The sequence below is a fragment of the Geomonas sp. genome (assembly GCF_056994735.1).
In genome coordinates, this window is record NZ_JBXKJL010000290.1 from 1 (window position 1) to 23,367 (window position 23,367).

At 57.5% G+C, this 23,367-nt stretch carries 26 protein-coding genes and 1 pseudogene; 14 read left to right on the forward strand and 13 right to left on the reverse strand.

Annotated features, from left to right (window positions below; all coding sequences use genetic code 11):
• The 10 genes and pseudogenes from AC11W3_RS12570 to AC11W3_RS12615 all read left to right on the forward strand — a co-directional run.
• Positions 1 to 191, forward strand: a pseudogene (locus AC11W3_RS12570) (phenylacetate--CoA ligase); the annotation flags it as partial.
• A 314-nt stretch (positions 192 to 505) separates the two neighbouring features.
• A complete protein-coding gene (locus tag AC11W3_RS12575) occupies positions 506 to 937 on the forward strand; it encodes an ACT domain-containing protein (protein WP_484091161.1) in 432 nt (143 codons plus the stop codon).
• A gap of 159 nt (positions 938 to 1,096) precedes the next feature.
• The gene (locus tag AC11W3_RS12580; protein WP_484091162.1) at positions 1,097 to 2,236 is read left to right on the forward strand and encodes an ABC transporter substrate-binding protein; all 1,140 of its coding nucleotides are present in this window, start codon (positions 1,097 to 1,099) and stop codon (positions 2,234 to 2,236) included.
• Positions 2,237 to 2,261: 25 nt separating this feature from the next.
• Positions 2,262 to 3,401, forward strand: coding sequence for an ABC transporter substrate-binding protein (locus AC11W3_RS12585; RefSeq protein ID WP_484091163.1), 1,140 nt, complete (start codon positions 2,262 to 2,264; stop codon positions 3,399 to 3,401).
• A 9-nt stretch (positions 3,402 to 3,410) separates the two neighbouring features.
• Positions 3,411 to 4,295 carry a branched-chain amino acid ABC transporter permease gene (locus tag AC11W3_RS12590; RefSeq protein WP_484091164.1) on the forward strand — a complete coding sequence of 295 codons (885 nt, stop codon included), beginning with the start codon at positions 3,411 to 3,413 and terminating at the stop codon, positions 4,293 to 4,295.
• Between the two features lie 89 nt (positions 4,296 to 4,384).
• Positions 4,385 to 5,338, forward strand: a complete 954-nt coding sequence (locus AC11W3_RS12595; protein WP_484091165.1) for a branched-chain amino acid ABC transporter permease — start codon at positions 4,385 to 4,387, stop codon at positions 5,336 to 5,338.
• The gene (locus AC11W3_RS12600; protein ID WP_484091166.1) at positions 5,331 to 6,086 is read left to right on the forward strand and encodes an ABC transporter ATP-binding protein; all 756 of its coding nucleotides are present in this window, start codon (positions 5,331 to 5,333) and stop codon (positions 6,084 to 6,086) included. The genes AC11W3_RS12595 and AC11W3_RS12600 overlap by 8 nt, the downstream gene beginning before the upstream one ends.
• Before the next feature lie 126 nt (positions 6,087 to 6,212).
• Positions 6,213 to 6,956, forward strand: coding sequence for an ABC transporter ATP-binding protein (locus AC11W3_RS12605; protein ID WP_484091167.1), 744 nt, complete (start codon positions 6,213 to 6,215; stop codon positions 6,954 to 6,956).
• Between the two features lie 214 nt (positions 6,957 to 7,170).
• Positions 7,171 to 8,472 carry a phenylacetate--CoA ligase family protein gene (locus AC11W3_RS12610; RefSeq protein WP_484091168.1) on the forward strand — a complete coding sequence of 434 codons (1,302 nt, stop codon included), beginning with the start codon at positions 7,171 to 7,173 and terminating at the stop codon, positions 8,470 to 8,472.
• A 98-nt stretch (positions 8,473 to 8,570) separates the two neighbouring features.
• Positions 8,571 to 8,903 carry a c-type cytochrome gene (locus tag AC11W3_RS12615; RefSeq protein WP_484091169.1) on the forward strand — a complete coding sequence of 111 codons (333 nt, stop codon included), beginning with the start codon at positions 8,571 to 8,573 and terminating at the stop codon, positions 8,901 to 8,903.
• A 111-nt stretch (positions 8,904 to 9,014) separates the two neighbouring features.
• Here AC11W3_RS12615 and AC11W3_RS12620 read toward each other — a convergent pair whose 3' ends face one another.
• Together AC11W3_RS12620 and AC11W3_RS12625 are read right to left on the reverse strand one after the other, a co-directional pair.
• Positions 9,015 to 9,395 carry a VOC family protein gene (locus AC11W3_RS12620; protein ID WP_484091170.1) on the reverse strand — a complete coding sequence of 127 codons (381 nt, stop codon included), beginning with the start codon at positions 9,393 to 9,395 and terminating at the stop codon, positions 9,015 to 9,017.
• Between the two features lie 181 nt (positions 9,396 to 9,576).
• Positions 9,577 to 10,827 carry an MFS transporter gene (locus tag AC11W3_RS12625; protein ID WP_484091171.1) on the reverse strand — a complete coding sequence of 417 codons (1,251 nt, stop codon included), beginning with the start codon at positions 10,825 to 10,827 and terminating at the stop codon, positions 9,577 to 9,579.
• 244 nt (positions 10,828 to 11,071) lie between these two features.
• On the opposite strand from AC11W3_RS12625, the gene rd reads away from it, so the two are divergent.
• Together rd and AC11W3_RS12635 are read left to right on the forward strand one after the other, a co-directional pair.
• Entirely contained in the window at positions 11,072 to 11,233 is a 162-nt protein-coding gene (rd, locus tag AC11W3_RS12630; RefSeq protein WP_484091172.1) for a rubredoxin, read from the forward strand.
• 224 nt (positions 11,234 to 11,457) lie between these two features.
• Positions 11,458 to 14,748: a PAS domain-containing sensor histidine kinase gene (locus AC11W3_RS12635; protein WP_484091173.1), complete on the forward strand. Its 3,291-nt coding sequence runs from the start codon at positions 11,458 to 11,460 to the stop codon at positions 14,746 to 14,748.
• A gap of 100 nt (positions 14,749 to 14,848) precedes the next feature.
• Here AC11W3_RS12635 and AC11W3_RS12640 read toward each other — a convergent pair whose 3' ends face one another.
• Genes AC11W3_RS12640 through AC11W3_RS12650 form a run of 3 tightly spaced genes read right to left on the reverse strand, consistent with a single transcriptional unit; the run spans position 14,849 to position 16,684 of the window.
• Entirely contained in the window at positions 14,849 to 15,235 is a 387-nt protein-coding gene (locus AC11W3_RS12640) for a DUF1634 domain-containing protein (RefSeq protein ID WP_484091174.1), read from the reverse strand.
• Between the two features lies 1 nt (position 15,236).
• Complete coding sequence (locus tag AC11W3_RS12645; RefSeq protein WP_484091175.1) at positions 15,237 to 16,073, reverse strand: sulfite exporter TauE/SafE family protein; 837 nt, start codon at positions 16,071 to 16,073, stop codon at positions 15,237 to 15,239.
• Positions 16,074 to 16,099: 26 nt separating this feature from the next.
• Positions 16,100 to 16,684, reverse strand: coding sequence for a hypothetical protein (locus AC11W3_RS12650; protein ID WP_484091176.1), 585 nt, complete (start codon positions 16,682 to 16,684; stop codon positions 16,100 to 16,102).
• Positions 16,685 to 17,165: 481 nt separating this feature from the next.
• Between AC11W3_RS12650 and AC11W3_RS12655 the strand changes: the two genes are divergently transcribed.
• Positions 17,166 to 17,615 (forward strand): MamS/MamX family magnetosome protein, encoded by a 450-nt coding sequence (locus tag AC11W3_RS12655; RefSeq protein WP_484091177.1) that lies wholly within the window; start codon positions 17,166 to 17,168, stop codon positions 17,613 to 17,615.
• Between the two features lie 274 nt (positions 17,616 to 17,889).
• Positions 17,890 to 18,105 carry a hypothetical protein gene (locus tag AC11W3_RS12660; RefSeq protein ID WP_484093113.1) on the forward strand — a complete coding sequence of 72 codons (216 nt, stop codon included), beginning with the start codon at positions 17,890 to 17,892 and terminating at the stop codon, positions 18,103 to 18,105.
• Between the two features lie 51 nt (positions 18,106 to 18,156).
• Here AC11W3_RS12660 and AC11W3_RS12665 read toward each other — a convergent pair whose 3' ends face one another.
• From AC11W3_RS12665 to AC11W3_RS12700, 8 genes are all read right to left on the reverse strand, one after another.
• Positions 18,157 to 19,158: a hypothetical protein gene (locus AC11W3_RS12665; protein WP_484091178.1), complete on the reverse strand. Its 1,002-nt coding sequence runs from the start codon at positions 19,156 to 19,158 to the stop codon at positions 18,157 to 18,159.
• A complete protein-coding gene (locus AC11W3_RS12670) occupies positions 19,155 to 19,841 on the reverse strand; it encodes an ABC transporter ATP-binding protein (RefSeq protein WP_484091179.1) in 687 nt (228 codons plus the stop codon). The genes AC11W3_RS12665 and AC11W3_RS12670 overlap by 4 nt, the downstream gene beginning before the upstream one ends.
• A gap of 9 nt (positions 19,842 to 19,850) precedes the next feature.
• Positions 19,851 to 20,984 carry an ABC transporter permease gene (locus AC11W3_RS12675; RefSeq protein ID WP_484091180.1) on the reverse strand — a complete coding sequence of 378 codons (1,134 nt, stop codon included), beginning with the start codon at positions 20,982 to 20,984 and terminating at the stop codon, positions 19,851 to 19,853.
• On the reverse strand, positions 20,972 to 21,280 hold the full coding sequence (locus tag AC11W3_RS12680; RefSeq protein WP_484091181.1) for a hypothetical protein: 309 nt from the start codon (positions 21,278 to 21,280) through the stop codon (positions 20,972 to 20,974). The genes AC11W3_RS12675 and AC11W3_RS12680 overlap by 13 nt, the downstream gene beginning before the upstream one ends.
• Complete coding sequence (locus tag AC11W3_RS12685) at positions 21,280 to 21,768, reverse strand: nitrous oxide reductase accessory protein NosL (RefSeq protein ID WP_484091182.1); 489 nt, start codon at positions 21,766 to 21,768, stop codon at positions 21,280 to 21,282. The genes AC11W3_RS12680 and AC11W3_RS12685 overlap by 1 nt, the downstream gene beginning before the upstream one ends.
• Positions 21,769 to 21,779: 11 nt before the next feature.
• A complete protein-coding gene (locus tag AC11W3_RS12690) occupies positions 21,780 to 22,277 on the reverse strand; it encodes a nitrous oxide reductase accessory protein NosL (RefSeq protein WP_484091183.1) in 498 nt (165 codons plus the stop codon).
• On the reverse strand, positions 22,255 to 22,713 hold the full coding sequence (locus tag AC11W3_RS12695) for a peroxiredoxin family protein (RefSeq protein ID WP_484091184.1): 459 nt from the start codon (positions 22,711 to 22,713) through the stop codon (positions 22,255 to 22,257). Before AC11W3_RS12695 ends, AC11W3_RS12690 begins: the two co-directional genes overlap by 23 nt.
• Positions 22,714 to 23,022: 309 nt before the next feature.
• The coding region (locus tag AC11W3_RS12700; RefSeq protein ID WP_484093114.1) for a rhodanese-like domain-containing protein at positions 23,023 to 23,367 on the reverse strand (345 nt) is incomplete at its 5' end.

A 23,367-nucleotide genomic window follows, 5' to 3' on the forward strand; every position in this document is an offset into this window, starting at 1 on the left:
TCCAGGTCGAGGTCGGTGAGGACATCTTCTCCGACGAGGTCAAGCACCTCCAGGCGCTCTCCTCCCGGATCGAGAAGCAGATCAAGGAGATGCTGGGCGTCACCTGCCGCGTCAGGCTGGTTGAGCCAAAGAGCATCACCCGCAGCGAAGGGAAGGCCAAGAGGGTCATCGACAACCGCAACAAGGCCTAAAGAAGTCCCCCTTTGAAAAGGGGAAGATGTGAAGTCCCCCTTCGAAAAAGGGGGGAATGTGAAGTCCCCCTTGATAAAGGGGGATTTAGGGGGATTGCTTTTGACTCTCCGGGGCCGACAAAGGCCCCCCTGTCCCCCCTTTGACAAGGGGGGGACGTGTGAACACCTTCTTAGGGTGGTGCAAGTTCAGCGCTGAAGCAGAGGCTCAAGCTGAAGCAGAGGCTCAAGCTGAAGCAGAGGCTGAAGCAGAGGCTGAAGCAGAAGTGAACGATTCCTGAAGGCAAATGTAATTGAAAGCGTAAAGGGGGACACTCATGCACGTGGAACAGATCTCCATATTCATCGAGAACAAGTTTGGCAGACTGGCCGAGGTCACCCGGATCCTGGGAGATGCCGGGATCAATATCCGCACACTGTCCCTTGCGGACACTTCCGACTTCGGTATCCTGCGCCTGATCGTGAACGACAGCGAGAAGGCGAGGGGGGTGCTGAAGGAGAAAGGGTTCACGGTAAACAAGACGGAGGTCGTGGCGGTCGAGATTCCCGATCGTCCCGGCGGGCTGGCCGACATCCTCCAGGTCCTGGACCAGGACGGCATCAACGTCGAATACATGTATGCCTTCGTCGAGCGCTGCGGCGAGAACGCGGTCATGATCTTCCGCTTCGACGAGACGCAGAAGGCCCTGGCTACGCTGGCGGAGAAGGGCTTCAACGTCCTCCCCGGCGAGAGATTGTACAGCATGTAGATCCAAATCCCCCAACCCAAGGGGGAGCGATAGCAACAGGCACGGCTCCTTCGGTACAGGGGGAGCAAGAGACAAGCCCCCCTGCCGGAGGGGGAGCAGCAGATCCTCAGTTTGGCTATATCAAATAGCTGTTTAATGAAACCACAGGGGGCTTGTCGAATGAAAAAGGTTTTTGCTGTTGTCTGCTTCATGATGCTTGTTTGCACTGCCGCTAGTGCACTCGCCGCCGCGCCGATCAAGATCGGTGCCCTTTTCTCGGTCACGGGGCCGGCCTCCTTCCTCGGGGAGCCTGAGAAGAACACCCTCGAACAGCTGGTCAAGGAGGCGAACGCCAAGGGGGGCATCCATGGATCGAAGATCGAACTCTTTACCTATGACACCGGCGGGGACGTCACCAAGGCGGTACAGCTTGCCAACAAGCTGATCAAGAACGACCATGTGACCGCCATCATCGGGCCGAGCACCACCGGCGAGACCATGGCCATTATCCCCATCGCCGAGAAGGAGCAGATCCCGCTGATCTCCTGCGCTGCCGGCATCAAGATCACCGACCCGGTCAAGAAGTGGGTCTTCAAGACCCCGGCCAACGATCACGTGGCTGCGGAGAAGATCCTGATCGAGGCCCAGAAGCGGAAGCAGAAGAACATCGCCATCATCACCGTTTCCGACTCCTTCGGTTCCTCCGGGCGCGAGCAGCTGAAACAGATGGCCGCCAAGCGCGGTTTCAAGATCGTCGCTGACGAGGTCTACTCGCCGAAGGACACCGACATGACGCCGCAGCTGACAAAGATCAAGGCTGCCAAGCCTGACGCCATCATCTGCTGGGGCACGAACCCCGGACCCGCGGTGATCACCAGGAACATGCAGCAGCTCGGAATCAAGACCCAGCTCTACCAGAGCCACGGTGTTGCTTCCAAAAAGTTCATCGAACTGGCCGGCGCAGACGCGGCACAGGGCGTCATGCTCCCCGCCGGCAAGCTCGCCGTCTACAACCTGCTGAAAAAGAATGATCCGCAGGCCAAGCTTCTCAAGGAGTACGTCGATTCCTACAAAAAGGCGTACGGCGTCGAGCCCTCCACCTTCGGCGGCTACGCCTACGACGGATTCCAGATGGTGGCGGGTGCCATCAAGAGGGGAGCCGTCACCCCGGCACAGATCCGCGACGGGATCGAGAGGGGGGGCAGGATGGTCGGCGTCTCCGGTATCTTCAATATCACCCCTGCCGATCACAACGGTCTCGACCTCTCCGCTTTCGAGATGGTCCGCATCGACAAGGGTAACTGGGCAATAGTGCATTGAAATGAAATCCTAGGGGGGAACGTCCGTGAAAAAACTTCTTGCGTCTGCTCTCGTATCTTTTTCCGTCTTATGCCTGTCCACGGCTGCGCTGGCCGCGGCTCCGATCAAGATCGGCGGCCTCTTCTCCGTCACCGGTCCCGCCTCCTTCCTGGGAGAGCCGGAGCGTAACTCCGCCCAGATGGTGGTGGACGAGATCAACAAAGCCGGCGGCATCAAGGGGCGCAAGCTCGAGCTGGTCAGCTATGACACCGGCGGAGACGCCACCAAGGCGGTCCAGCTCGCCAACAAGCTGATCAAGAACGACCACGTGGTCGCCATCATCGGGCCCAGCACCACCGGCGATACCATGGCGGTGATCCCGATCGTGGAGAAGGCCCAGATCCCGCTGGTCTCCTGCTCAGCCGGTATCAAGATCACCGACCCGGTCAAGAAATGGGTCTTCAAGACAGCCCAGAACGACTCGCTCGCGGTCGCCAAGATCTATGACCAGCTGAAGAAGGAGAGGAGGACCAAGGTCGCCATCCTCACGGTATCCGACTCCTTCGGTTCCTCCGGTCGGGAACAGCTCAAAGCCCAGGCAGCCAGCCACGGCATGCAGATCGTGGCGGATGAAACCTACGGCCCCAAAGACACCGACATGACCTCGCAGTTGACCAAGATCCGCGGGACCCAGGCCCAGGCGGTCATCTGCTGGGGAACCAACCCGGGACCGGCCGTCGTGGCCAGGAACGCCAAGCAGCTCGGCATCAAGATTCCGCTCTACATGAGCCACGGCGTCTCGTCCAAGAAGTTCATCGATCTGGCCGGAGAAGCGGCCGAAGGGATCAGGCTCCCCTCCGGGAAGGTACTGGTGGCCGATCTGCTCCCCAAAACCGACCATCAGAAGGCTTCGCTTCTTTCTTTCATCAAGGACTATCAGCGCCACTTCAAAGCCGAGGGTGATCACTTCGGCGGCCACGCCTGGGATGCCGTCATGCTTCTCAAAGGCGCCATCGAGAGGGGAGGGGACAGCCCGGCTGCCATCCGTAACCAGCTCGAGGCGACCAGGAACTTCCCCGGCATCGGCGGTGTCTTCAACTACTCCGCCCGCGACCATGCCGGTCTGACCAAGGACGCCTTCGTCCTGGTAGAGGTGAAGAAGAAAGACTGGGCGCTGGTCAAGTAAAGAGGATTCATGCAGTTATCACTCGAAACATTGCAGTACATCCTGTCAGGGCTTGCCACCGGCGCCATCTATGCCCTGATAGGCCTCAGCTTCGCGATCATCTACAACTCCACCGGCATCATCAACTTCGCCCAGGGTGAGTTCGTCATGTTGGGCGGGGTGCTGACCATCTTCTCGATCTCGGCATTGAAGCTTCCCATCCTGATAGCCGTCGTTGTCGCAGTAGCGGGCACGACGGTTGTCGGGCTGGTCTTCGAGCGGCTGGCCATCAGGCCGCTCAAAAATGCCACCCCCCTGTCCCTCATCATCATCACCATCGGGGCGAGCATCCTTATCCGCGGCCTGGTCATGCTTCTCTGGGGCAAGGACACGCAGGCGCTCCCCCCCTTCTCCGGCAATACTCCGATAAACGTGGCGGGCGCTACCCTTCTTCCCCAGCATCTCTGGATCTTCGGCGTAACCCTGCTGGTGATTGCCGGGAACCGGCTCTTCTTCCACCACACCATCAACGGCAAGGCCATGCGGGCCTGCTCGTTCAACAGGCGCGCCGCGAACCTCGTCGGGATCAGCGTCGGGCGGATGGTCCTCCTCTCCTTCATCATCAGTTCGGCGCTCGGTTCGCTGGCCGGCGTGATCATCGCGCCCCTGACGATGACCTCCTACGATGTCGGCATCATGCTGGGGCTGAAAGGGTTCTGCGCCGCCATCATGGGGGGGATGGGGAGCGGATTGGGTACCGTCCTGGGCGGGCTGATCCTTGGCGTGCTGGAATCCCTTGGCGCCGGCCTCATCTCTTCCGGCTACAAGGACGCCATCGCCTTCTTCATCCTGCTGCTGATCCTCTTCATCCGGCCGCAGGGCCTGTTCAAGAGGGGTGAGACCGACAGGGTCTAATGCCTCTTTGCCACGGAGAGACGGAAGGTTACGGAGAAAACCGTTGCCGCCGTCGAACCGAACCATAAACGGAAAACGTGTCGGCTTTTATGAAATCTGAAAGAATCAAATTCCTGATCTTCACCCTGGTCGTGCTGGTGGCTCCGCTTCCTCTCTCCGGCGGGTATCTCTCCAACGTGCTCGTCTTCGTGGGGATCAACAGCATGCTGGCCCTCGGACTGAACCTTCTGCTGGGCTACGCCGGGCAGATCTCCCTTGGCCAGGCCGCCTTCTTCGGCCTGGGCGCCTACGGGTCCGGGGTCCTCACCACCAAGTTCGCCATGAATCCCTGGCTGGCCATGGCTGCGGTTGCCGTCGCTGTCGCGGCCTTCGCCTTTGCCGTCGGCTTCCCCGTGCTGCGTCTGAAGGGGCACTACCTGGCGATGGCCACCCTGGGCGTCGGAGTCATCGCCCACATCGGGTTCAACGAGACCATCGATCTCACTGGCGGCCCCTCAGGCCTTTCCGGCATTCCCAACCTTACCGTCGGCAGCTTCACCTTCGACTCCGATCTCAAGAACTACTACCTGGTCTGGACCTTCGCCCTGGTCGTGATCCTGCTGGCACTTAACCTGGTGAACTCCCGCGTCGGGCGCGGCCTGCGGGCCATCCACGACTCCGAGGTTGCCGCGCGGGTCATGGGCGTCAACGCACGGCTCATGAAGGTGCAGGTCTTTACCCTCTCGGCCCTCATCTCCGCCGTTGCCGGCAGCCTCTATGCGCATGTCATGACCTTTATCTCGCCGACCTCCTTCAGCTTCGCGATCTCGATCGAGCTCCTGACCATGGTGGTGATCGGCGGACTGGGAAGCATCTACGGCTCCATCCTTGGGGCACTCCTCCTGACCCTGCTCCCGGAGATGCTGCGGGCCTTCCAGGATTTCGACATCATCGTCTACGGGCTCCTGCTCATCTCCATGACCATCTACCTCCCCGGCGGCCTCGTCCGTGGCATTCCTGCACTCTTCAGGAGGCTGGTGCCGGCAAGGGGGTCCAATGCTTAATCTCGACGGCATAGGCAAGCGCTTCGGCGGCCTGACCGCGCTGGAAGGGATCTCCTTCCGGGTAGCCAAGGGATCCATCACCGGCATTATCGGCCCCAACGGCGCAGGCAAGACCACCCTCTTCAATGTCGCCACGGGGATCTATCCGCCGTCACAGGGGGCGGTCCTGCTGGAGGGGAAGAACATCTCGGCCTTCCCGCCCGAGCAGCGCGCACGTCTCGGCCTGGTGCGGACCTTCCAGAACATCGAACTCTTCGGCAAGATGACCGTGCTGGAGAACGTGATGGTCGGCCTTCACACCCAAAGTAGCTGCGGTATCCTCTCCTGCGCCTTCAGGATGCCCTGGCAGATGAGCGAGGAGCGCCGCATCAGGGAGAGGGCCAAGGAACTCCTCGATTTCGTCGGCATCCCCGAACTCGCCGACGTCGAGGCCGGAACCCTTTCCTTCGGGAAGGGGAGGCTCCTTGAGATCGCCCGCGCGATGGCGCTCGAGCCGAAGCTCCTCCTGATGGACGAGCCCGCGGCCGGCCTTAACAGCCGTGAGACCGCGGAACTGGCCGAACTGATCAAGAGGATCAGGGACCTCGGGATCACCGTGGCGCTGGTCGAACATGACATGGACCTGGTGATGGACATCTGCGACGCTCTGGTGGTGTTGAACCTCGGCACCATGCTTGCCGAAGGGACCCCCAGGGAGATCCAGGATAACCAGGCGGTGGTGACTGCCTACCTCGGGGAAGCGGAGTAGGTTTAAAAGTCCCCCTTTGGAAAAGGGGGATTTAGGGGGATTTGGTTTTCGCTTGGTCCGACAGAAGCAAATCCCCCCCCCGACCCCCCTTTGTCGAAGGGGGGAGAACAATAAGGCTGAGAATTTATGCTTAAGATAAAGAACCTGAATGCTTATTACGGCAAGGTGCATGCGCTGAAGAACGTATCGCTGCACCTCAACAAGGGCGAGATCGTCACCCTGATCGGTGCCAACGGCGCGGGAAAGACCACGCTCCTCAACACCCTTTCCGCCATCATTCCCGCTGCGAGCGGGGAGATTCTGCTGGAAGGGAAGGGCGTGACGGGGCTCGGTGCCGACCGTGTCGTCTCCCTCGGCCTTTCGCAGGTGCCGGAGGGGAGGCAGGTCTTCAACCCCCTCACCGTCGAGGAAAACCTCGAGCTCGGCGCCTACCTCAGGTACCGGGCGGGCGGCCAGAAGGGCGAGATTGCCGCCGACATGGAGCGGATGTTCCAGATGTTTCCGCGTCTCAAGGAGCGCAGGCGCCAGGCTGCCGGGACGCTCTCCGGCGGGGAGCAGCAGATGCTGGCCATCGGGCGGGCCTTGATGGCGCGGCCGAAGCTGTTGCTGCTGGACGAGCCTTCCATGGGCCTTGCCCCGCTCGTTGTGCAGGACATCTTCCGGGTCATCGAGCGTCTTAGGGGAGAGGAGGGGACCACCATCCTCCTGGTCGAGCAGAACGCCCGCGCCGCCCTCAAGGTCGCCGACCGCGGCTATGTCCTTGAGACCGGTAAAGTGATACTTGAAGGAGTCGCAACGGAGTTGCTGGAAAACAAGGATGTTCAGCGCGCCTATCTTGGGCGCGAGAAGAAGGAAATTTGGGAAAGGTAGGCGCTCGATGGGAGCGGCTCCTTCCCCGATTGCAGCAGAAAGTCCCCCTTTGAAAAAGGGGGACTTAGGGGGATTTGGTTTTCGCTCCGTCTGACAGAAGCAAATCCCCCCCGACCCCCCTTTGTCAAAGGGGGGAGGCACCTTTACCTTCTTTTCATTGTGTTGTCAGCGTCTCCGTCGCTAATTTACAGGTTTTTCTAGAGAGGTAGAAGCTATGCAGATTTGGGATACCCAGTACGAATGCATGCCGCGGGAGGAGATGGAACAACTCCAGCTGGAGCGGCTGCAGGCGACGCTGAACCGCGTCTACAAGAACGTAACCTGCTACCGGAACAGGTTCAAGGAGCTGGGGATCGTCCCCGAAGACGTCCAGTCCCTTTCCGACCTCTCCAAGCTCCCCTTCACGACGAAGGAGGATCTGCGGCTCAACTACCCGTACGGCATGTTCGCGGTGCCGCTGCGCGAGGTCGTCCGCATCCACTCCTCCAGCGGCACCACCGGTAAACCGACCGTGGTCGGCTACACCAAGAACGACATCAAGGTCTGGTCCAACCTCGTGGCCCGCTTCATGACCGCCGCCGGGGTCTCCCACGACGACGTGGTGCAGATCGCCTTCGGTTACGGCCTCTTTACCGGCGCCTTCGGCCTGCACTACGGGTCTGAAATGATCGGCGCCTCGGTCATCCCCATGGGCGCCGGCAATACCGAGAAGCAGATCATGATCATGCAGGACTACCGGACCTCGGCCCTGGTTTCCACCCCCAGCTATGCCGTCACCATTGCCGAGCGGATGGAGAAGATGGGCGTTGATCCGAAGAGCCTCTGCCTGAAGGTCGGCCTCTTCGGCGGAGAGCCCTGGTCCGAGGCCATGCGGCGGGAAATCGAGACGAGACTCGGCATCTCCGCCACCGACAACTACGGACTGTCCGAGGTTATCGGCCCGGGTGTGGCCGGTGAGTGCCAGGAGAAGTGCGGCATGCACATCTCCGAGGACTCCTTCATCGCCGAGATCATCGACCCGGATACCGGTGTGACCCTGCCGCCGGGAAGTGTGGGCGAGCTGGTCTTGACCTCGCTCACCAAGGAAGCCTTCCCGATGGTCCGCTACCGGACCCGCGACATCACCTCGCTCGACTACGCCAAGTGCGCCTGCGGCAGGACCACCGTGCGCATGAAGAAGACCATGGGGCGCTCGGACGACATGCTGATCATCAAGGGGGTGAACGTCTATCCATCCCAGATCGAGGATGTTCTTTTCGCAGTGGAAGGGTGCCAGCCGCACTACCAACTGGTGGTGGACCGCAAGGGAGCCCTGGACACCCTGGAGATCAGGATCGAGGTCACCGAGAACATCTTCTTCGACGAGATGAAGATGCAGAAGGCTTTTCTGGACAACGTGGAGCGGCGGATCGATTCGGTATTGGGAGTCGGCGCGGCCGTGAAGCTGGTAGAACCTAACAGCATCCCGAGGGCGGAAGGTAAGGCATCGAGGGTGATTGACAAACGAAAAATCTAGTTTACCATTGATTCCGCCTTTCTCTGTGGTCGTATCAGGATATCAAATCCTGTCGCAATATCTCAGGGGCATGCCCGCCATAACAAGGAGGAATCAGGATGAAAAAGATTGTCATAGCTTCAGTCACCGTTCTTTCACTGAGTATCCTGGCAACAGCCGGATTGTGTGACGTCACCAAGGGCGGAAAGATCGATGGTAAGGCGGAGTTCCTGAATCACTGTGCGAGCTGCCATCCCAACGGTGGAAACATTGTCAATCCCAAGAAAACCCTCGGCAAAAAGGCACTGGCAGCGAACGGCATCAAGACTGCAAAGGATGTGGTAGGGAAGATGAGGAATCCCGGTCCCGGTATGACCCGCTTCGACGCCAAGGCCGTCCCGGATAACGAGGCAACCGCCATAGCCAATTACGTCCTGGCCACCTTCAAGTAGTTGATTCAATCCATCGACCATAAAAAGACACCTGCCGGCTTAAGCTTGCAGGTGTCTTTTTTTACTCCAATCCCTCTTTCATCTTGTCAGGAATCATTGTTTCCTCCGTTATTACCACTGTCTCAGTTCGATCGGCAGGCCGTCTATGTCGTGAATTTCCGCTCGCTTGGACGGGCCGAGCGACACCGGTCCCCAGGTCACCGGGACTCCCTTGCCGGCAAGGTATTCGATCGCCCTGTCCATGTCTTCGACCTCGAGTGCCATCATCCGGTAACCGGTAGTCCAAGGTTCGGCAGTCGATAGGGCCGCATCGGCGACCCGCATCAGTTCCAGCACCGTGTCCCCCAGTTGCAGGTAGGCGATCTCCTGCAGGGGAGGCGCGGCAACTTGCATGCGTTCTTTTACTTTGAATCCGAGGATTTCGGTGTAGAACTTGATGGACTGCTCGAAGTCACGGGCGATGATTTCCACGTGGTCGATCCTTTTGAACATCTCTTGGCTCCTTTGTTCCAGTGGTTTCTTACGCCTTCGCAACGACAAAGCAAATCCCCATGGAGTTCGAAAACTCAACGATGGCAGCTTCCCTCACCCCCGCCCCTCTCCCGGAGGGCGAGGGGGAAAACTCCGCCGCTGCCTTGGCATGCAGCGTCCCCCCCCTTGTCAAACACCTACCTCATCCCGCCGAACCCGCATCTGCCACGATGCTACCTTCCCCGATCGATCCGGCGTCAATTACCTCCGGAGCAGAAGACTGCGCCTTCTCCGGCACCCGCATCCACTGAGCTGCAATGAGGGACACGACGCCTAATGCGCTCCCGGCCACAAAGGGAATGCGGTAATCGATCATCCAGAAGAACCCTCCCAGCGCCGGCAGGAAGACAGCAGCGATATGGTTGATGGTGAAACCGACCGACATCGACGACGCGATGTCCGCGGGATCCGCGACTTTCTGGAAGTAGGTGCGGATGGCGACGTCGAAGTTGTAGAGGATGTTGTCCAGGATGTACATGAACATCACCAGGTACTTGGACGTGCTGAAGGCGTAGACGAGGAAGATAATGATGACGCCGGTGTATTCGATGGATGAGATGAAACGCTCGCCGACCCGGTTGATGGCCTTCCCGATCAAGGAATTCAGAATGTACCCGACGATGTTGTTGACTATGAACAGGAGCGTCATGTCACGCACGGAAAAATGGAATACCTGCACCAGGAGCAGTATCGAGAAGACCACGAAGATCTGCCTTCTGGCTCCGGAGAGGAGGGTCAGGATGTAAAATAGGGAATATCTCCGGCGCAGAATCATCTTCTTTCGCTGGGGCACCACGCCTGAGTGTGTTGGGTCCTGTGACAGCCCCCATATCCCGGCAATCAGAACCAACGCCCCGATGACCAGATACATCTCCCTGTACTGCGCAAAAGCGCCCAGACAGTAAACCATGAGCCCGGCGGCGACACTCGATACTGCCCCGAGAGCGCGGAGCCTGCCGAAGATGAGTGGTGAGACGGAGGTCGAGAAATATTGCAGGGTGAGTGACTGGTTCGTGCTTTCGTAATAGTGAAAGCCGAAGCTCATGACCACTGTGGTAAAGATGACCCAGCCATAGGAAGGAATCAGCGCCGTGATCCCGGTCCCTAGCCCCAGCAGGGCGACGGAGAGCGCGGCCAGTCGGTGTTCCCGAACCACCAGCAGCACGAAAACCAGCAGCAGCGTCAAAAGGCCGGGGATTTCCCGGACCGACTGCACGATGCCGACCTGGCTGCCATTGAGGTGGACCATTTCCGCGGCAAAGTTGTTGAAGAGGATGGTGTATCCCTGCAGGCCTATGGTCGAGGCGGCCGTCATGATCACCAGGAAGCGCAGCATCGGACGCTGTTCCGACGCGATCGCGCTGGGGTCAAGTTTTCCCAGTATGCGTTTCATCTTTCTCCTGAAGAGATGTAAGATCGTGGTTCTCGGCGGCCCAATCTGCCGACCCTCAATCTGCCGACCCTCAATCTGCCGACCCTGTTTTTATCACCCATCAACATACGATGTAAACATTTTTGGAAGCCGTTTCGTCCCTGTCATCAACTCCCTCAACTTGACATCCATGCGCCAGTGGCTATTTTTATTAATGTTTGCGATCGTTTGGAAGAACTTGCGATAAGCCAAAAGGAGGACTGTTATGGAAAAATGGCGTTGCACCGTTTGCGGTTATGTCTATGACCCTGAAGCAGGTGATCCTGCTAACGGGGTCCCCCCCGGTACCTCCTTCGAAGACATACCGGACGAGTGGGTCTGCCCGGTATGCGGAGTAGACAAGAGCCTGTTTGAACAGGAGCCGTGAAAACAGGCAGGTTCCGATCCGTCGCCCGGCGCTTTGTCAGTAGCGCAGCCATTTTCATCAAGAGTCTGATCGAAAGGGAAGAGCTGATAAAGGGAGAGCCGTTCCCTTTTTGAGGTTCTGTATGTAAGCCTGAGCCTGTCGAAGCACGCAATGCCGGATGTCGAGGTTCGTCGGCCTCGGAACTTCCCCGAGCTGTCCTTTGTCCGCTACAGCCAGGAATTGTGATGTCTCAGTCCAGAAACGGTGAAGATCCTATCGAGAGGTCTTTGACCATCGCCGCGGTCGTGGCCGGCATGGCCGCGGCGCTCATGGGTGCAGGGTACCTTATTGCCTGGCTCTCAGGCGGTATGACCAATCTCGGCCTGCATGCCATCACCATCAAAACCAACGCAAGCCTCTGCCTCGTCTTCTGTGGCAGTGCCCTCGCACTGACGGTCCCCCAACCGGTTGTACCATCCAGGCGCCTGATTTGCATCACCCTCGCCACTTTGGCCCTGCTGATCGGGGGGCTGACCTTACTTGAGCACCTCTTCCGCTGGAACCTCGGTATCGATCAGATCCTGGCCCGGGAATCGAACGGCGCGCTGGGGGTCACCAACCCAAACCGCATGGGCCCTCCCGCCGCCGCGAGCTTTACCATCTGCGCGGTGGCGCTGCTTCTCCTGCAAGGCAGGAAAGCCGCCGTCCGCACTGCCCAGGTCTTGGGCATCGTCTTGTGTCTCATCGCACTGCTGGGCATGCTGGGGTATGCGTATGGCGTACAGGGGCTATACGGGTTCTCCCGGTACACCGCAATTGCCTGGCAGACAACGGTGGCCATACTCCTTCTCGGCCTGGGCATCCTTTTCGCCCGGCCGCGAAGCGGCCTCATGGCTACGGTAACCGCCAGGGACCCCGGGGGGGTCGCCATCAGGACCCTCCTTCTCCCCGCCGTGGTAATACCTGCCCTTTTGGGGTGGCTGCGTTTGCAGGGTGAATGGCTCGGGCTGTACGAACCGTATTTCGGCACCAGCATCCTGGTCCTGTCCTGGATGGTCATCTTTTCGTTCCTGGTTTTCCTGACCGGGAAGCGGCTGAGCTCTGCTGCTGCTGCCAGGGATAAGGTGACGGAAGAGTTGCAACTGCAGCGGCAACTACTCGAAACCGTTGTGAAGTACCTTCCTGCCGGCGTCCTTATCGTTCGGGGGAGTGACCTGCGGGTGCTGCTGGTGAACCCGGCCTATGCCCTCTTTGCTTCTGGACTCGAGATGCTCAACAAGACCCTTGGCGAAATCTGGCCGGACATCGAGCCCGACCTGGACAATCTCTTCCGCCAGGTGGCGAAGTCGGGCGAGCCGTACCATGCCGTCGACCAACCGTTCCTGATACGGCGGGCTCCCGACCAGCCTCTGGAATTAAGGTCGTTCACCTGGTCGCTTTATCCGGTGCAACTTCCGGGGGACGTCGGTCTGGGACTCCTTTGCACGGTCTGGGAAACCTCGGATCGTAAACGGACGGAGGAGGCGCTGCGGCAGAGCGAGACCCGGCTTAGAAATATCATCGAGAACATGGCCGACGGCCTCGTCGTCATCGATCCCGAAAGCGGCGCTCTCCTTTGGAATAAAAAAGCCCTGGAGATGCATGACGCGACGGGAGAGGAGGATGATCTGGCTTCTGCGGGCTCCCTTTCCATTAACTACGAGATGTTGACACTGAGCGGTGAACTCGTGCCGGCAGAGCAATGGCCGGTGCCCCGTCTCATGCGGGGAGAAGAGCTGGGCGATCTGGACCTGGTGGTGAGGGATAAGGTCCGCAACTGGCAACGCGTCTTCTCCTACAGCGGGAGGCTGGTTCGCGACAGTGACGGCAACCCCCGGATGGGGGTGCTGAACCTGCGGGATATAACCGAGACCAAACGGTCCCAGGAGGCTCTAAGGGAGAGCGAGGAGCTCCTTAGGACTGTGCTGGAGAATCTGCCGGTCGGTGTATGGATACTCGACAGGGACGGACACATCGCGCACGCCAACAAGGCTGCCCAGGAGATCTGGCGCGGCATCCGCTACGTCGGGATCGAGCGGTTCGGGGAGTACCAGGGGTGGTGGCTTGACACCGGCAGACCCGTGGAGCACGAAGAGTGGGGCGGCGCCAGGGCGCTGACCAAAGGCGAAACCACCCTCAACATGGAGGTCGAGATAGAAGCTTTCGACGGCTCCCGGAAGATCATTTCAGACTCGGCAGTCCCCATCAGGAACCTCAAGGGTGAGATAACCGGAGCCATCACCATCAACCAGGATATCACTGCACGCAAAAAGGCCGAACACGCCCTGCGCGAGAGCGAGAAGAAATTCAGGGCCATTTTCCAGCTGGCGGCCGTCGGCATAGGGCGGGTAAGGTTCAGGGATGCGTGCTGGATCGATGTCAACGACGCCTTCTGCCGCATGCTGGGGTACAGCGCCGATGAAATGTTGGCCATCCCGTGGCCGAAAATCACCCATCCCGATGACCTCGATCTGGACCTCATTCCCTTCCGGGAGATGGCGGCGGGGAAGCTCGATTCGTACAGCGTGGAGAAGCGTTTCATCCACAAGGACGGCCACCACGTATGGGCGCGGCTGGCGCTTGCCCTGGTGCGAACCCCTGAGGGCGACGCTGACTACGAGATCGCCGTTATCGAAGACATAACCTACCGCAAGCAGGCCGAAGAGGCGCTAAGGAAGGCCAAGGACGAGCTGGAACTGCGGGTCCGGGAACGCACCCGCGAACTGGAGCAGGCCTACGAGAACCTTACCCGGGAGACGGAGGAGCGGATCGCGGCAGTGGAAAACCTGAGGAGAAGTGAGCAGCTCCTTATCCAGCAAAGCCGCATGGCCGCCATGGGAGAGATGCTCGGGAACATCGCACACCAGTGGCGCCAGCCGCTAAACATCCTGGGACTGCTGATCCAGCAACTGCTCCTCACCTTTGAGCCGGGCCGTCTGACCCGGGAGCATTTGGAGGCAGAAGTAGCCAAAGCCATGCGCGTCATCCTTCACATGTCCCACACCATCAACGATTTCAGGGACTTTCTGCAGGAAGACAGGGAAAAGAAGCCTTTCAGCGTGAACCACGCCATAGCCACCACGGTGTCCCTCCTTGACGCCGGCTTGAAATCCATGGATGTGGAGCTGGAGCTCAAGGAAAGCGAGGAGCTCTTTGTCAACGGCCACCGCAACGAGTTCTCCCAGGTAGTGATGAATATCATCACCAACGCCCGGGACGCTTTCAGGGAAAGAAACATTCGATCTCCTAAGATCACCATCAGCCTCTTCCAGGAGAAGGGCAGGGCGGTGATCACCATTGTCGACAACGCGGGCGGGATAGATGAAGAGATCATCGCCAAGGTCTTCGATCCCTACTTCACCACCAAGGGGCCCGACAAGGGGACCGGCATCGGCTTGTTCATGTCCAAGAATATAATCGAGAAGAGCATGGGGGGGGCATTGACGGTGAGAAACGTGGGGGAGGGGGCGGAATTCCGCATCGAGCTTTCACTGTGACCGAACGAATAAGCAGTTCCCTATGGCGATCATCACCCTCTTCTGGAAAGACGACATCGGCCTGACGCTGACCCTGATCCTCGGTTATGTGGGGGCAAACTCAATGGCTTCCGGCACCCATGAGGCTGTATAGAAGAAGAGCCAAAACAAAGGTGGTGATGGCAGTGTAGAGCGCATCGTGTTCGCGGACGAAGATGAGAATAGAAAAGGCGACTCTCGTTATGGGGGTAGCTACAAGGATCATGAGTCCTAGCTGGATGATGCCACGGCCATGCAGTGACCTCGTATCGCTGATGATGCCGCGCAGGTTGCGCAGGTCTGACGGCTCTCCTCGGAAAACCCTGTAGTCAGGCAAGGACATTCCATGCCGATACAGATAAAAAACAGCTCCAACAAGTACCACCGCTGCCGCTGCAACAACGCCGCTTCGCAACAGAGATGCCAGAATAGATTCTGATTCGCCTTTAGGATATTCTGGGATCGCCATGTCACAGCCTTCCGGTCATAGCCTTGTATATCATCTCTACCCCAAGGACCAGAATGACAGCGCTGAAGAGGATCTTCAGTATCGCCGTCTCCCGCTTAAAGAGTTGCCGCACGCCCAGCACAGACCCTAGCAGCACTCCAAGCATGACGGGCATGGTCAACCCCGGGTCGAGGTACCCACGGTTCAAGTACACTCCTGCACTTGCCGCCGCGGTCACCCCTATCATGAAGTTACTTGTTGTGGTCGCGACTTTGAAGGGGAGTCGCATCGCCCGATCCATTGCGAGTACCTTGAAGGCCCCTGAACCTATCCCCAGAAGTCCCGACAAGATGCCCGCGATCAGCATAAGCCCGAATCCGAGCGGGATGCGGTGTGCATGATACTCCCGAGGTCCTGACGGCGTGGGGTAGCTCCCTTTCATTTTAAGGCGATCAGCTATTGGTGCAGGCGTGTCTTCTTCTCTGACGCGGTGCCGGCCCTGGAAAGAGAGGTATGCAGAGTACAAGAGCACGACTCCGAAGACGCTGGATATGACCGATGACTCGAGGTAAGAAGTTAGGAAAGCTCCCGTGATGGCCCCTATAGTGGTCGCAGTCTCCAAAAACATTCCGATACGGATGTTGCTGTACCCTTCCTTCAGATAGGCAGCAGCCGATCCCGATGACGTAGCAATGACCGATATCAGGGACGCTCCTGCAGCGTAGTGAATGTCGACACCGAGTAGCAAAACCAGCAGAGGGACAATTACTACGCCACCACCCAGGCCCGTTAGGGCTCCAAGAAATCCTGCCGCCACCGATCCGACGAAAGTAGTCGCGGAAAACTCCAAAATATTCATGGATGGTGCTCCGTTTGCTGGGGAGCTCACTTCGGCTCGTCTTTTTCTTTGGGGCTCTCCTGTTGCTCATCTCGTCCCAGATAGCCATAGTGCTTTTTAACGCAGTCGGGGCAAATGCCGTGGGTGAAGTCTGCGCCCGTTATCTTACTTAGATAAACCTCTATTCTCTCATAAAAGCCCCTATCGTTTCTTATGGAATGACACCAGGCACAGATTGGGATCATTTGCCTGAGTTCCTTTATTTCCGATAGGGCCTGCTTTAACTCCGTGTTCGCCTGCTCTTTTTCAAGAAGTAGCTTCTTTATTTGCCACACCCCGTAACTTACCGCTAGGAGGAGAAGGATCTTAACCCCTTCATCCCAGTAAAAGTAAAATCCGTGGTTGTGAGGGTGCTGAGCAAAGGTGTCCTTGAGAAAGACTATTGCCGCAGCGAGGAAAGAGACCACAGCTGTTGCTGCCCTCGTGTCATGCCATGCAACGATTACCAAAGGGACCAGGTAGAGCGGAAACAGGCTGAACTTGAACCCGCTTTTGTAATCCAGGTAACCTATGGCCAGAATGATTCCTGCCAGAATAGGGGGCGCGACCTTTCGAAACTGGAAACGTGGCATCACCTTGCACTCCTGCTAGCATACTAACCCCACCTTCGATGATACCAGTAACTACGCCCATATCCAGACCGGGGTTCCTCTACGCCCACTGACTAATGAGGAGTCATCAGCACTTCAAAATGCACATGGCGCTCCTCGTTCCAGCCTCCCTTGCTACCAGCTGCTTCAGTAAAGAAGCCCACCCCATAAACTGGTCCTCCGGTTTAAGAGCCTTCTCCAGACTCTTACGCGCATGGCCTCATATAGCATGTTGACATATGAATTGTTGAATATATAATGACCCTACTGCATGCCGTAAAAGAGGGCAACGTGACCGTTCTCATAGTTATCTCCGCATTGAGCTGGGGAATCGCTGCGCTGGTAGCTTTCTCCCGAAAGCATCAGTAGTTGATTTTCTGCAGGGTGATCATTGAGAAATGGTTATAGAATCTTAAAATAGTTCTCGACTCTCAAGAACCAATACTGCAACGAAGGAGGTCTTATGAACGGAAGGTGTCTTGGATTTCTGGGTGCGATACTGTTGGTGACATTAACGACGGCGATTACGGCGTCAGCCCAAGGGTGGAAAGGCAGCGGTGGTTGGGGAATGAAAGGGGCATATGGTAGACTCTATAACCCATCTACCGTCGAGACTGTCACTGGTAAGGTTGTTGCTGTGAATCAAATGACCCCCATGAAAGGAATGGGACCAGGGATCCACGTGGACCTCAAGACAGAGAAAGAAACCATATCCGTACACCTCGGTCCTGCGTGGTACATCGAGCGGCAGGACACTCGGATCGAAAAGGGTGATCAACTTGAGGTTAAAGGTTCTCGCGTGACGGTAGGCGGCAAGCCCGCTATCATAGCCGCTGAAGTGAAAAAGGGAGATCAGGCGCTGAAGCTGCGGGATGAAAACGGAATTCCGATGTGGAGTGGATGGAGAAGGTAATGCGTTCGATAAGCCCGACAACAAAGCTGTCGGTGCAGCAACATGTCCTGCTTGTGGTTCCGCCGAGGTTCAGGGACCGGGACCAGATTCTGCATCGACAACTGCGTCATCAGATTCCTGTACACCTAAAGGCTGAAGGTTCTGACGTCGCCAGTTGGCGACTATACGAGGCAGGGCAGGATGAGATACTTGAGCAGCCTGCTCTGCCGTTGGTTTTCCTCACACTCTCCTGTTCTTGAATCACACAAATGCTCCTTACCTATCCTCCACTCATATGAAAGAAAAACTGAGCTATCCATTTCTCCTCATGCTGGTTGTGGTGCTCGGGTTCGCCCCTTTCTACCCTCAACCACACATCGTCGAGAAGATTGGGATGCTGATATCTGGACATCTGAAGAAGCCAGTAGACATCTTCGATCTGCTGTGGCACGGGTGGCCTTTCCTCTTGCTCGGCTACCGGCTCATTTCTGACGGAATAAGGAGGAGATGAAAAACTCATCCTCCTGCACAGACAGTCGTGGTCTGCCTTCGTCTGGGCGGATTACCAGCTTGCCAATTTCATGTTGGCGAAGAGGACTCGCCAAGTGGTAATGCCGATGAAAATGAGGGCGGAAATCAGCGACACCACTGTAAGCCTCCGCTGTATCACCGGGATAATTTGGCGAAGGCTGTTCTTGTTGCGGAACGGCTCCAGCATCCCGACACCGAGTCCCGCCAGCGTCGACAGCAATAACATCCCGTATAGTGGGTATCCGATGTAACCGTACTCTCTTTGCAACACGCAGAACGGGCAGTGGTGAGAAGGCATTTCATAGATGTAGAGGGAAATGAAAGAGATGATGGAGAGTAGGGACACGGGAAACATGATTCCGCTCATCCCCGCAAAGAGATAACCGCCTTTGCCTCGCAAAAGTAGCCTTCCCCCTGCCAACAAAGTCAGGAACATACCACTGTAAAAGATCACCTCCATTGGCAGGGTTGGTAAGGCCAGAATCTCTGAAGCCATGGCGCGTTTCCCTTGACTGAATAGGCTACCGCAGCAAGACGTTATGATGTCCGGTCGCAGCCCGAGGAAATAAAGGCTCTGGAACACGGCCTCAGCCACAATAAACGGAGTCATGATCAGAAGCAGCAGATACTTTGCCCGGATCAATGGATAATCGTATCCTTTGCTGTCGGCATGATTCAGAATCAGCCACAGACCGGCCAGGACGAAGGTGATCAGCTTGAGCAGCAGCGTTGTGTAGCCGAAGCTGTTGGCAGAAAGGGTTCCTGCAGCGCACATGGCGCCGATGAAGAGGTGACAGATGCTGTCGGCTGTATTTATGAACAGAAACAGTGAAGCGAGTTGGAATGCCAGCAAGGTGCCAACTATGGTGGAGATAAGGTACGTCCGACGTTCCAGGACCAGTTGCTGCTCGCTGCCGCTGGCAATATCCCAGCGACGCAGGATGACAACAGCGTAGAAGGAAGCGTAGAGCACCATCAAGCTGATCAGGATGGACGAGAAAAGGAGCGCCAGGATGCCCGGATTGAGAATCATGGACCGGCTCCGGCGTTGATAACCTGACCGTCGCGGAGTTCCACGACCCGGTCGGCCAGCTCTGAATCGTAGACGATCGGATCGTGGCTGGCCAGGATAATGGTCGTTCCCGATGCTTTCAGAGACCTCATAATACCCATGAAGTCGAGCGACAGCCGGGTATCCAAATGGGCGGTCGGCTCGTCCGCTATGATTATGGACGGATTGTTTATCAGTGCCCGTGCAATGGCGACCCGCTGGGCCTCGCCGCCTGACAGCCACTCTGTCTTGGCGTTGGCCCGCCCGCCGAGATCGAGCATCTCCAATTTTCCCAGCGCCCTTTTCCGCAACAGCGAAAAGTCTTCTCCGGTCGGATAGGCCGGAGCCATGACGTTCTCCAGAGCCGAAATCCCCTTGATCAGATTGAACTGCTGAAAGATGAAGCCGAAGGTAGAGCGGCGGATTTCGGTCAGGAATCGCTCCGGCAGGCTGGTTATCTCCCGCTCGTTGAGGAAGATGCGGCCGGTGGTGGGGCGGGCCATGCACCCGATCAGCCCCAGCAACGTGGTTTTTCCGGAGCCGCTCGGCCCCTTGAGGACGGTCGTTTCATTCAGCCGCACATCAAGCGAAACTCCTTGCAGGGCGGCGAACTGGTTAGGGCGTCCGGCGTTGTATATCTTGCTGATGTTACGTGCTGATATCAAAGCGGCTCCTCAACGCATGACCGCATCGGGCTCGATGGTTGCCGCCCGCCACGAGGGGACTATGGTGGTTACGGTATAGGGAACGACGGTCAGGAAGAAGAGTGTGGCAATCTGGCCGAAGTCGACAAAGGGGGTCAGTCGGAAGGTGGGATAGAGAGTGGACCATCCTTTCAACACTGGGGCGAAGAGGGCCGACGAAGTGAGAAAAACATGGGCGTAGGCCAAGATGGTTCCCGCTAGGAAAGCGGTCAGCGAGACCATAGTCCCTTCCCAAAATTTCATCAGCATTATGTCAGAGGTTTCCCACCCCACGGCCTTGAGGATCCCGAGCTCCCTTCGTTCTTCTGCGGATAAGCCGGTGGCCTTGTCCCAGGCGAAGATGACAAAGGCCAGGGCCGCGGCGCTGAAGATGACGATCACCAGCCCAGAGCGCCAGCCGAAGACCGCGTCATAGGTGCGCTGGATTTCCGTACGCACGATGGGGCGGCTGTCTGGATACATTCGGATTATCTTTTCTGCAATGGTTGCGTACTCCTTTGGATTGCGCACCCGCAGGGCCAAATCGGTGGACTGGTCAGAAGGAAGACCGGATAAGTCGCGGTAGTCCTTCTCCGAGATAAGTATAAGATCGCTGGCCAGCAGTTCGGATTCGTCGTCAATAACCTTTCTGACGGTGAAGCTGCGCGGCAGGCCGTCATGCCCGGTAAAAGCGATGGTGTCGCCGGGATAGGCATGGCGAGTCCTGGATATGCCGCTGCCTACCTCAATAGTGCCTGGTTCCGGCGGGTTTTCGGCCGGGACTATCAGTGCGTAATTGGCCCGGAAAACGCTGTCGTATTGATAGCCCCATAAACGCGGCCGGACCGAGATGACCCCGTTGATCCGACCGATTTTCTCGACCCAGGCCATGGGCACAGGGTGGTAGCGGCCGGTTAGGGTCCGCTGGACGATGATCTCTGGAGAGGCACTGAGCACCAGGGCCGCCTCTCGCCTGAGGGCGTGGGCGAAAAAGAGCACCGAGGCCAGGATAAAGACGATCAGGGTATACACCAGGAGCAGCGCGCCATTTTTCGCCTTGCGCCGCAGGAGCGAAGAGAGGGTGAAGTCGATGATATGCCGATGGCGTTCGATTACTTTGGCCATGTCTTCACCAGATGAGGTGGTGGTCCGGCTAGCGCGCCCGTGGGAAAATGCTCCAACGACATGGGCGCATCTTGAAAAGGAGTTGAAGGATCGGCCATGCTCAAGTGCCGAGTATAGCTGGCTTCGGTAAACAGGCAGAGGTCGGTCAGCTCCAGGCGCCGCACCAGCGCGGTCTTGCGAGTGAAGAGCTGTCGGGAGATCCGGACCCTGTCCCAGGCGTGCAGGAATATCCCAGCCAGCACCAGGATCAGCGCGCCGGTCGATCCCAGATACACCGTCGAGCGGCGCAGCGCCATCACTCCAGAGTCCTCAATATTGCCGGCGTTACATTCCGAAAACGGATGATTGTCTTCCCCTTGTGGTCCTTGAGGAAGTCACGAGCCTCCGATTCTTTGGCAAATGGGATCAGCTCCCGACCCATGGGACCATACACGTCGCTCCCCACGACGTAATATGCAGCGATTCCATCCACCATGTTCAGGTCGTAGTAATTGGTAACGAAAACGGCGGCGATGTCGGCAGGCTTCCTGTCGGGTGCATAACGGGACAGGTTCAGGTAGTACTTGAACATGTCTTTCGCTCCGTCGAAATAGCATGCGGAACCGTCGCGGAACTGGATTTGGGCAGCGAAATCGGGATATTTCGCGACGAACATGCCGCATACCGGGCATTTGTCTTTGGGGCCGATCTTGTGTGGAGTCGGGCCTGCGGCGGAGCAAAGCGATGCTCCGAAAACGAAGGCTGCCAAAAGAAGGCCGGTTATTCGAGGTAGGGACGTTTTCATGCTGGCCATCCTTACCTTTGGAGAGATCTCTTCATCTTGCGCCTGTCACGGATCTGTTTTGTGTCCTGGTACATGTCCTGGTAAGCAGCTTTCATGGCATCGTCGAAATTTGCCGGTACCCCGCCGTTCTCCTTGATAAATTTCTCGGCGGCACTTCTCTCCTCGAAAGCCCATTTGGCGTTGGCAGTCATGACTCCCGGCTTCCTGCCCCCCACAACCCAAAAGGCCCTCTCTGCGTCAATCAGCTTTTTATTGCCATAGTCCCCGACACTTATCCGCCTCGGCGTTTTGTCGATGCTGTTGGCGAACTCGACAGCAGCGCAGTGCAGGCTGCAGAGACCAGACGAAGTGCCGTCTTCGTATTCGACCAACATCCTGCTCTGGGCATATTTCGCCCTGTCCATCCCGCACAAGGCGCACGACGGGTGCAGTTCGATATCGGTAGCCACTGCAAAAACGACGCTAAACAGGAGCAGAATTACGATACTAACGACGATGGACTTTTTCATATGACTCCTTAGCCTTTTCCCGCATGTCGAACTGGCGAAGCACCAGTTTCTCGAGTTGGCTGGTGCCGACGTCCCCAAGAATCTTCTCTCTGAGGATGCCGTTGCCGTCGATAATAAAAATGGTAGGGAAGGCATAGACTTGGTACTGCTTGAGGAACGCCGACCGTCGGTCGGCCAGTAGCGTGAAGGTCAGGTTTTTGCTTTTCGCAAACGATGCGACATCCTCTCTTGAATCCATTTCATTTATAGCCAATACGGCCAATCCCTTGTCTTTGTAGTTGCGGTACAGGGTTTCCAGCTCTTTGATGCTGCCCCCGCAGCATGAATTGGTCCAAAAAGTAAGGAGGACGACCTTTCCCCTGAGCTGGGCCAGGTTGACCTTGTTGCCGTAGATATCCATACCGGAGATCGGCGGTGGCTCGTTCCCTATCTTCACCGCCTTCTGCTCCTCGCACCCAGCGCAGAGGAAAAGTAACGAGAGAAGCAATACCCACAACCGAGTTTTCGGTGGCACTCCCATCACACATTGCTCCTTCGCAGCCGCGAGAAAACACCTGGACTGCGCAGACCTCCTTTTACCTGAAGTAGCACCCGTTCCCTTTTCTGGTCGTGCAATAGAAGGCAAGCACGGCAATGAAGAGCCAGACCAAAAAAAATACAGCTACCAGTATTCCCATTGTTCCCTCACAACTACGGCCACTGCCGGTTTCCCTGTTTCAATCACAACCAGCGACAGGAGATGGCTTCAACTCTTCGAAATGGCGCCTCTGAGGTTGTAGGGCCAGGCGAGGATACCGCCGTCCATGAACTTGACATCTGCAAAACCGGCAGCATCCAGGATCTTTTGCGCTTCGTAGCCTCTGAGGCTGATCTTGCAGAAGGCGATGATTTCCTTGTTCCTGGGCAATTCTTCCAGCCTCTCCCGCAGCATCCCCAACGGAATCAGCATCGCCCCGTCTATACCGACTTCTCCATGCTCTGCGGGGGAGCGGACGTCGAGCAGGACGAAGTCGTCCTCTTCATCAAGTTTGCGTTTCACCTCGTGCGGTGAAATTCCCCTGGCGTGGCCGGCAAGTTTGTTTTTGAGGAT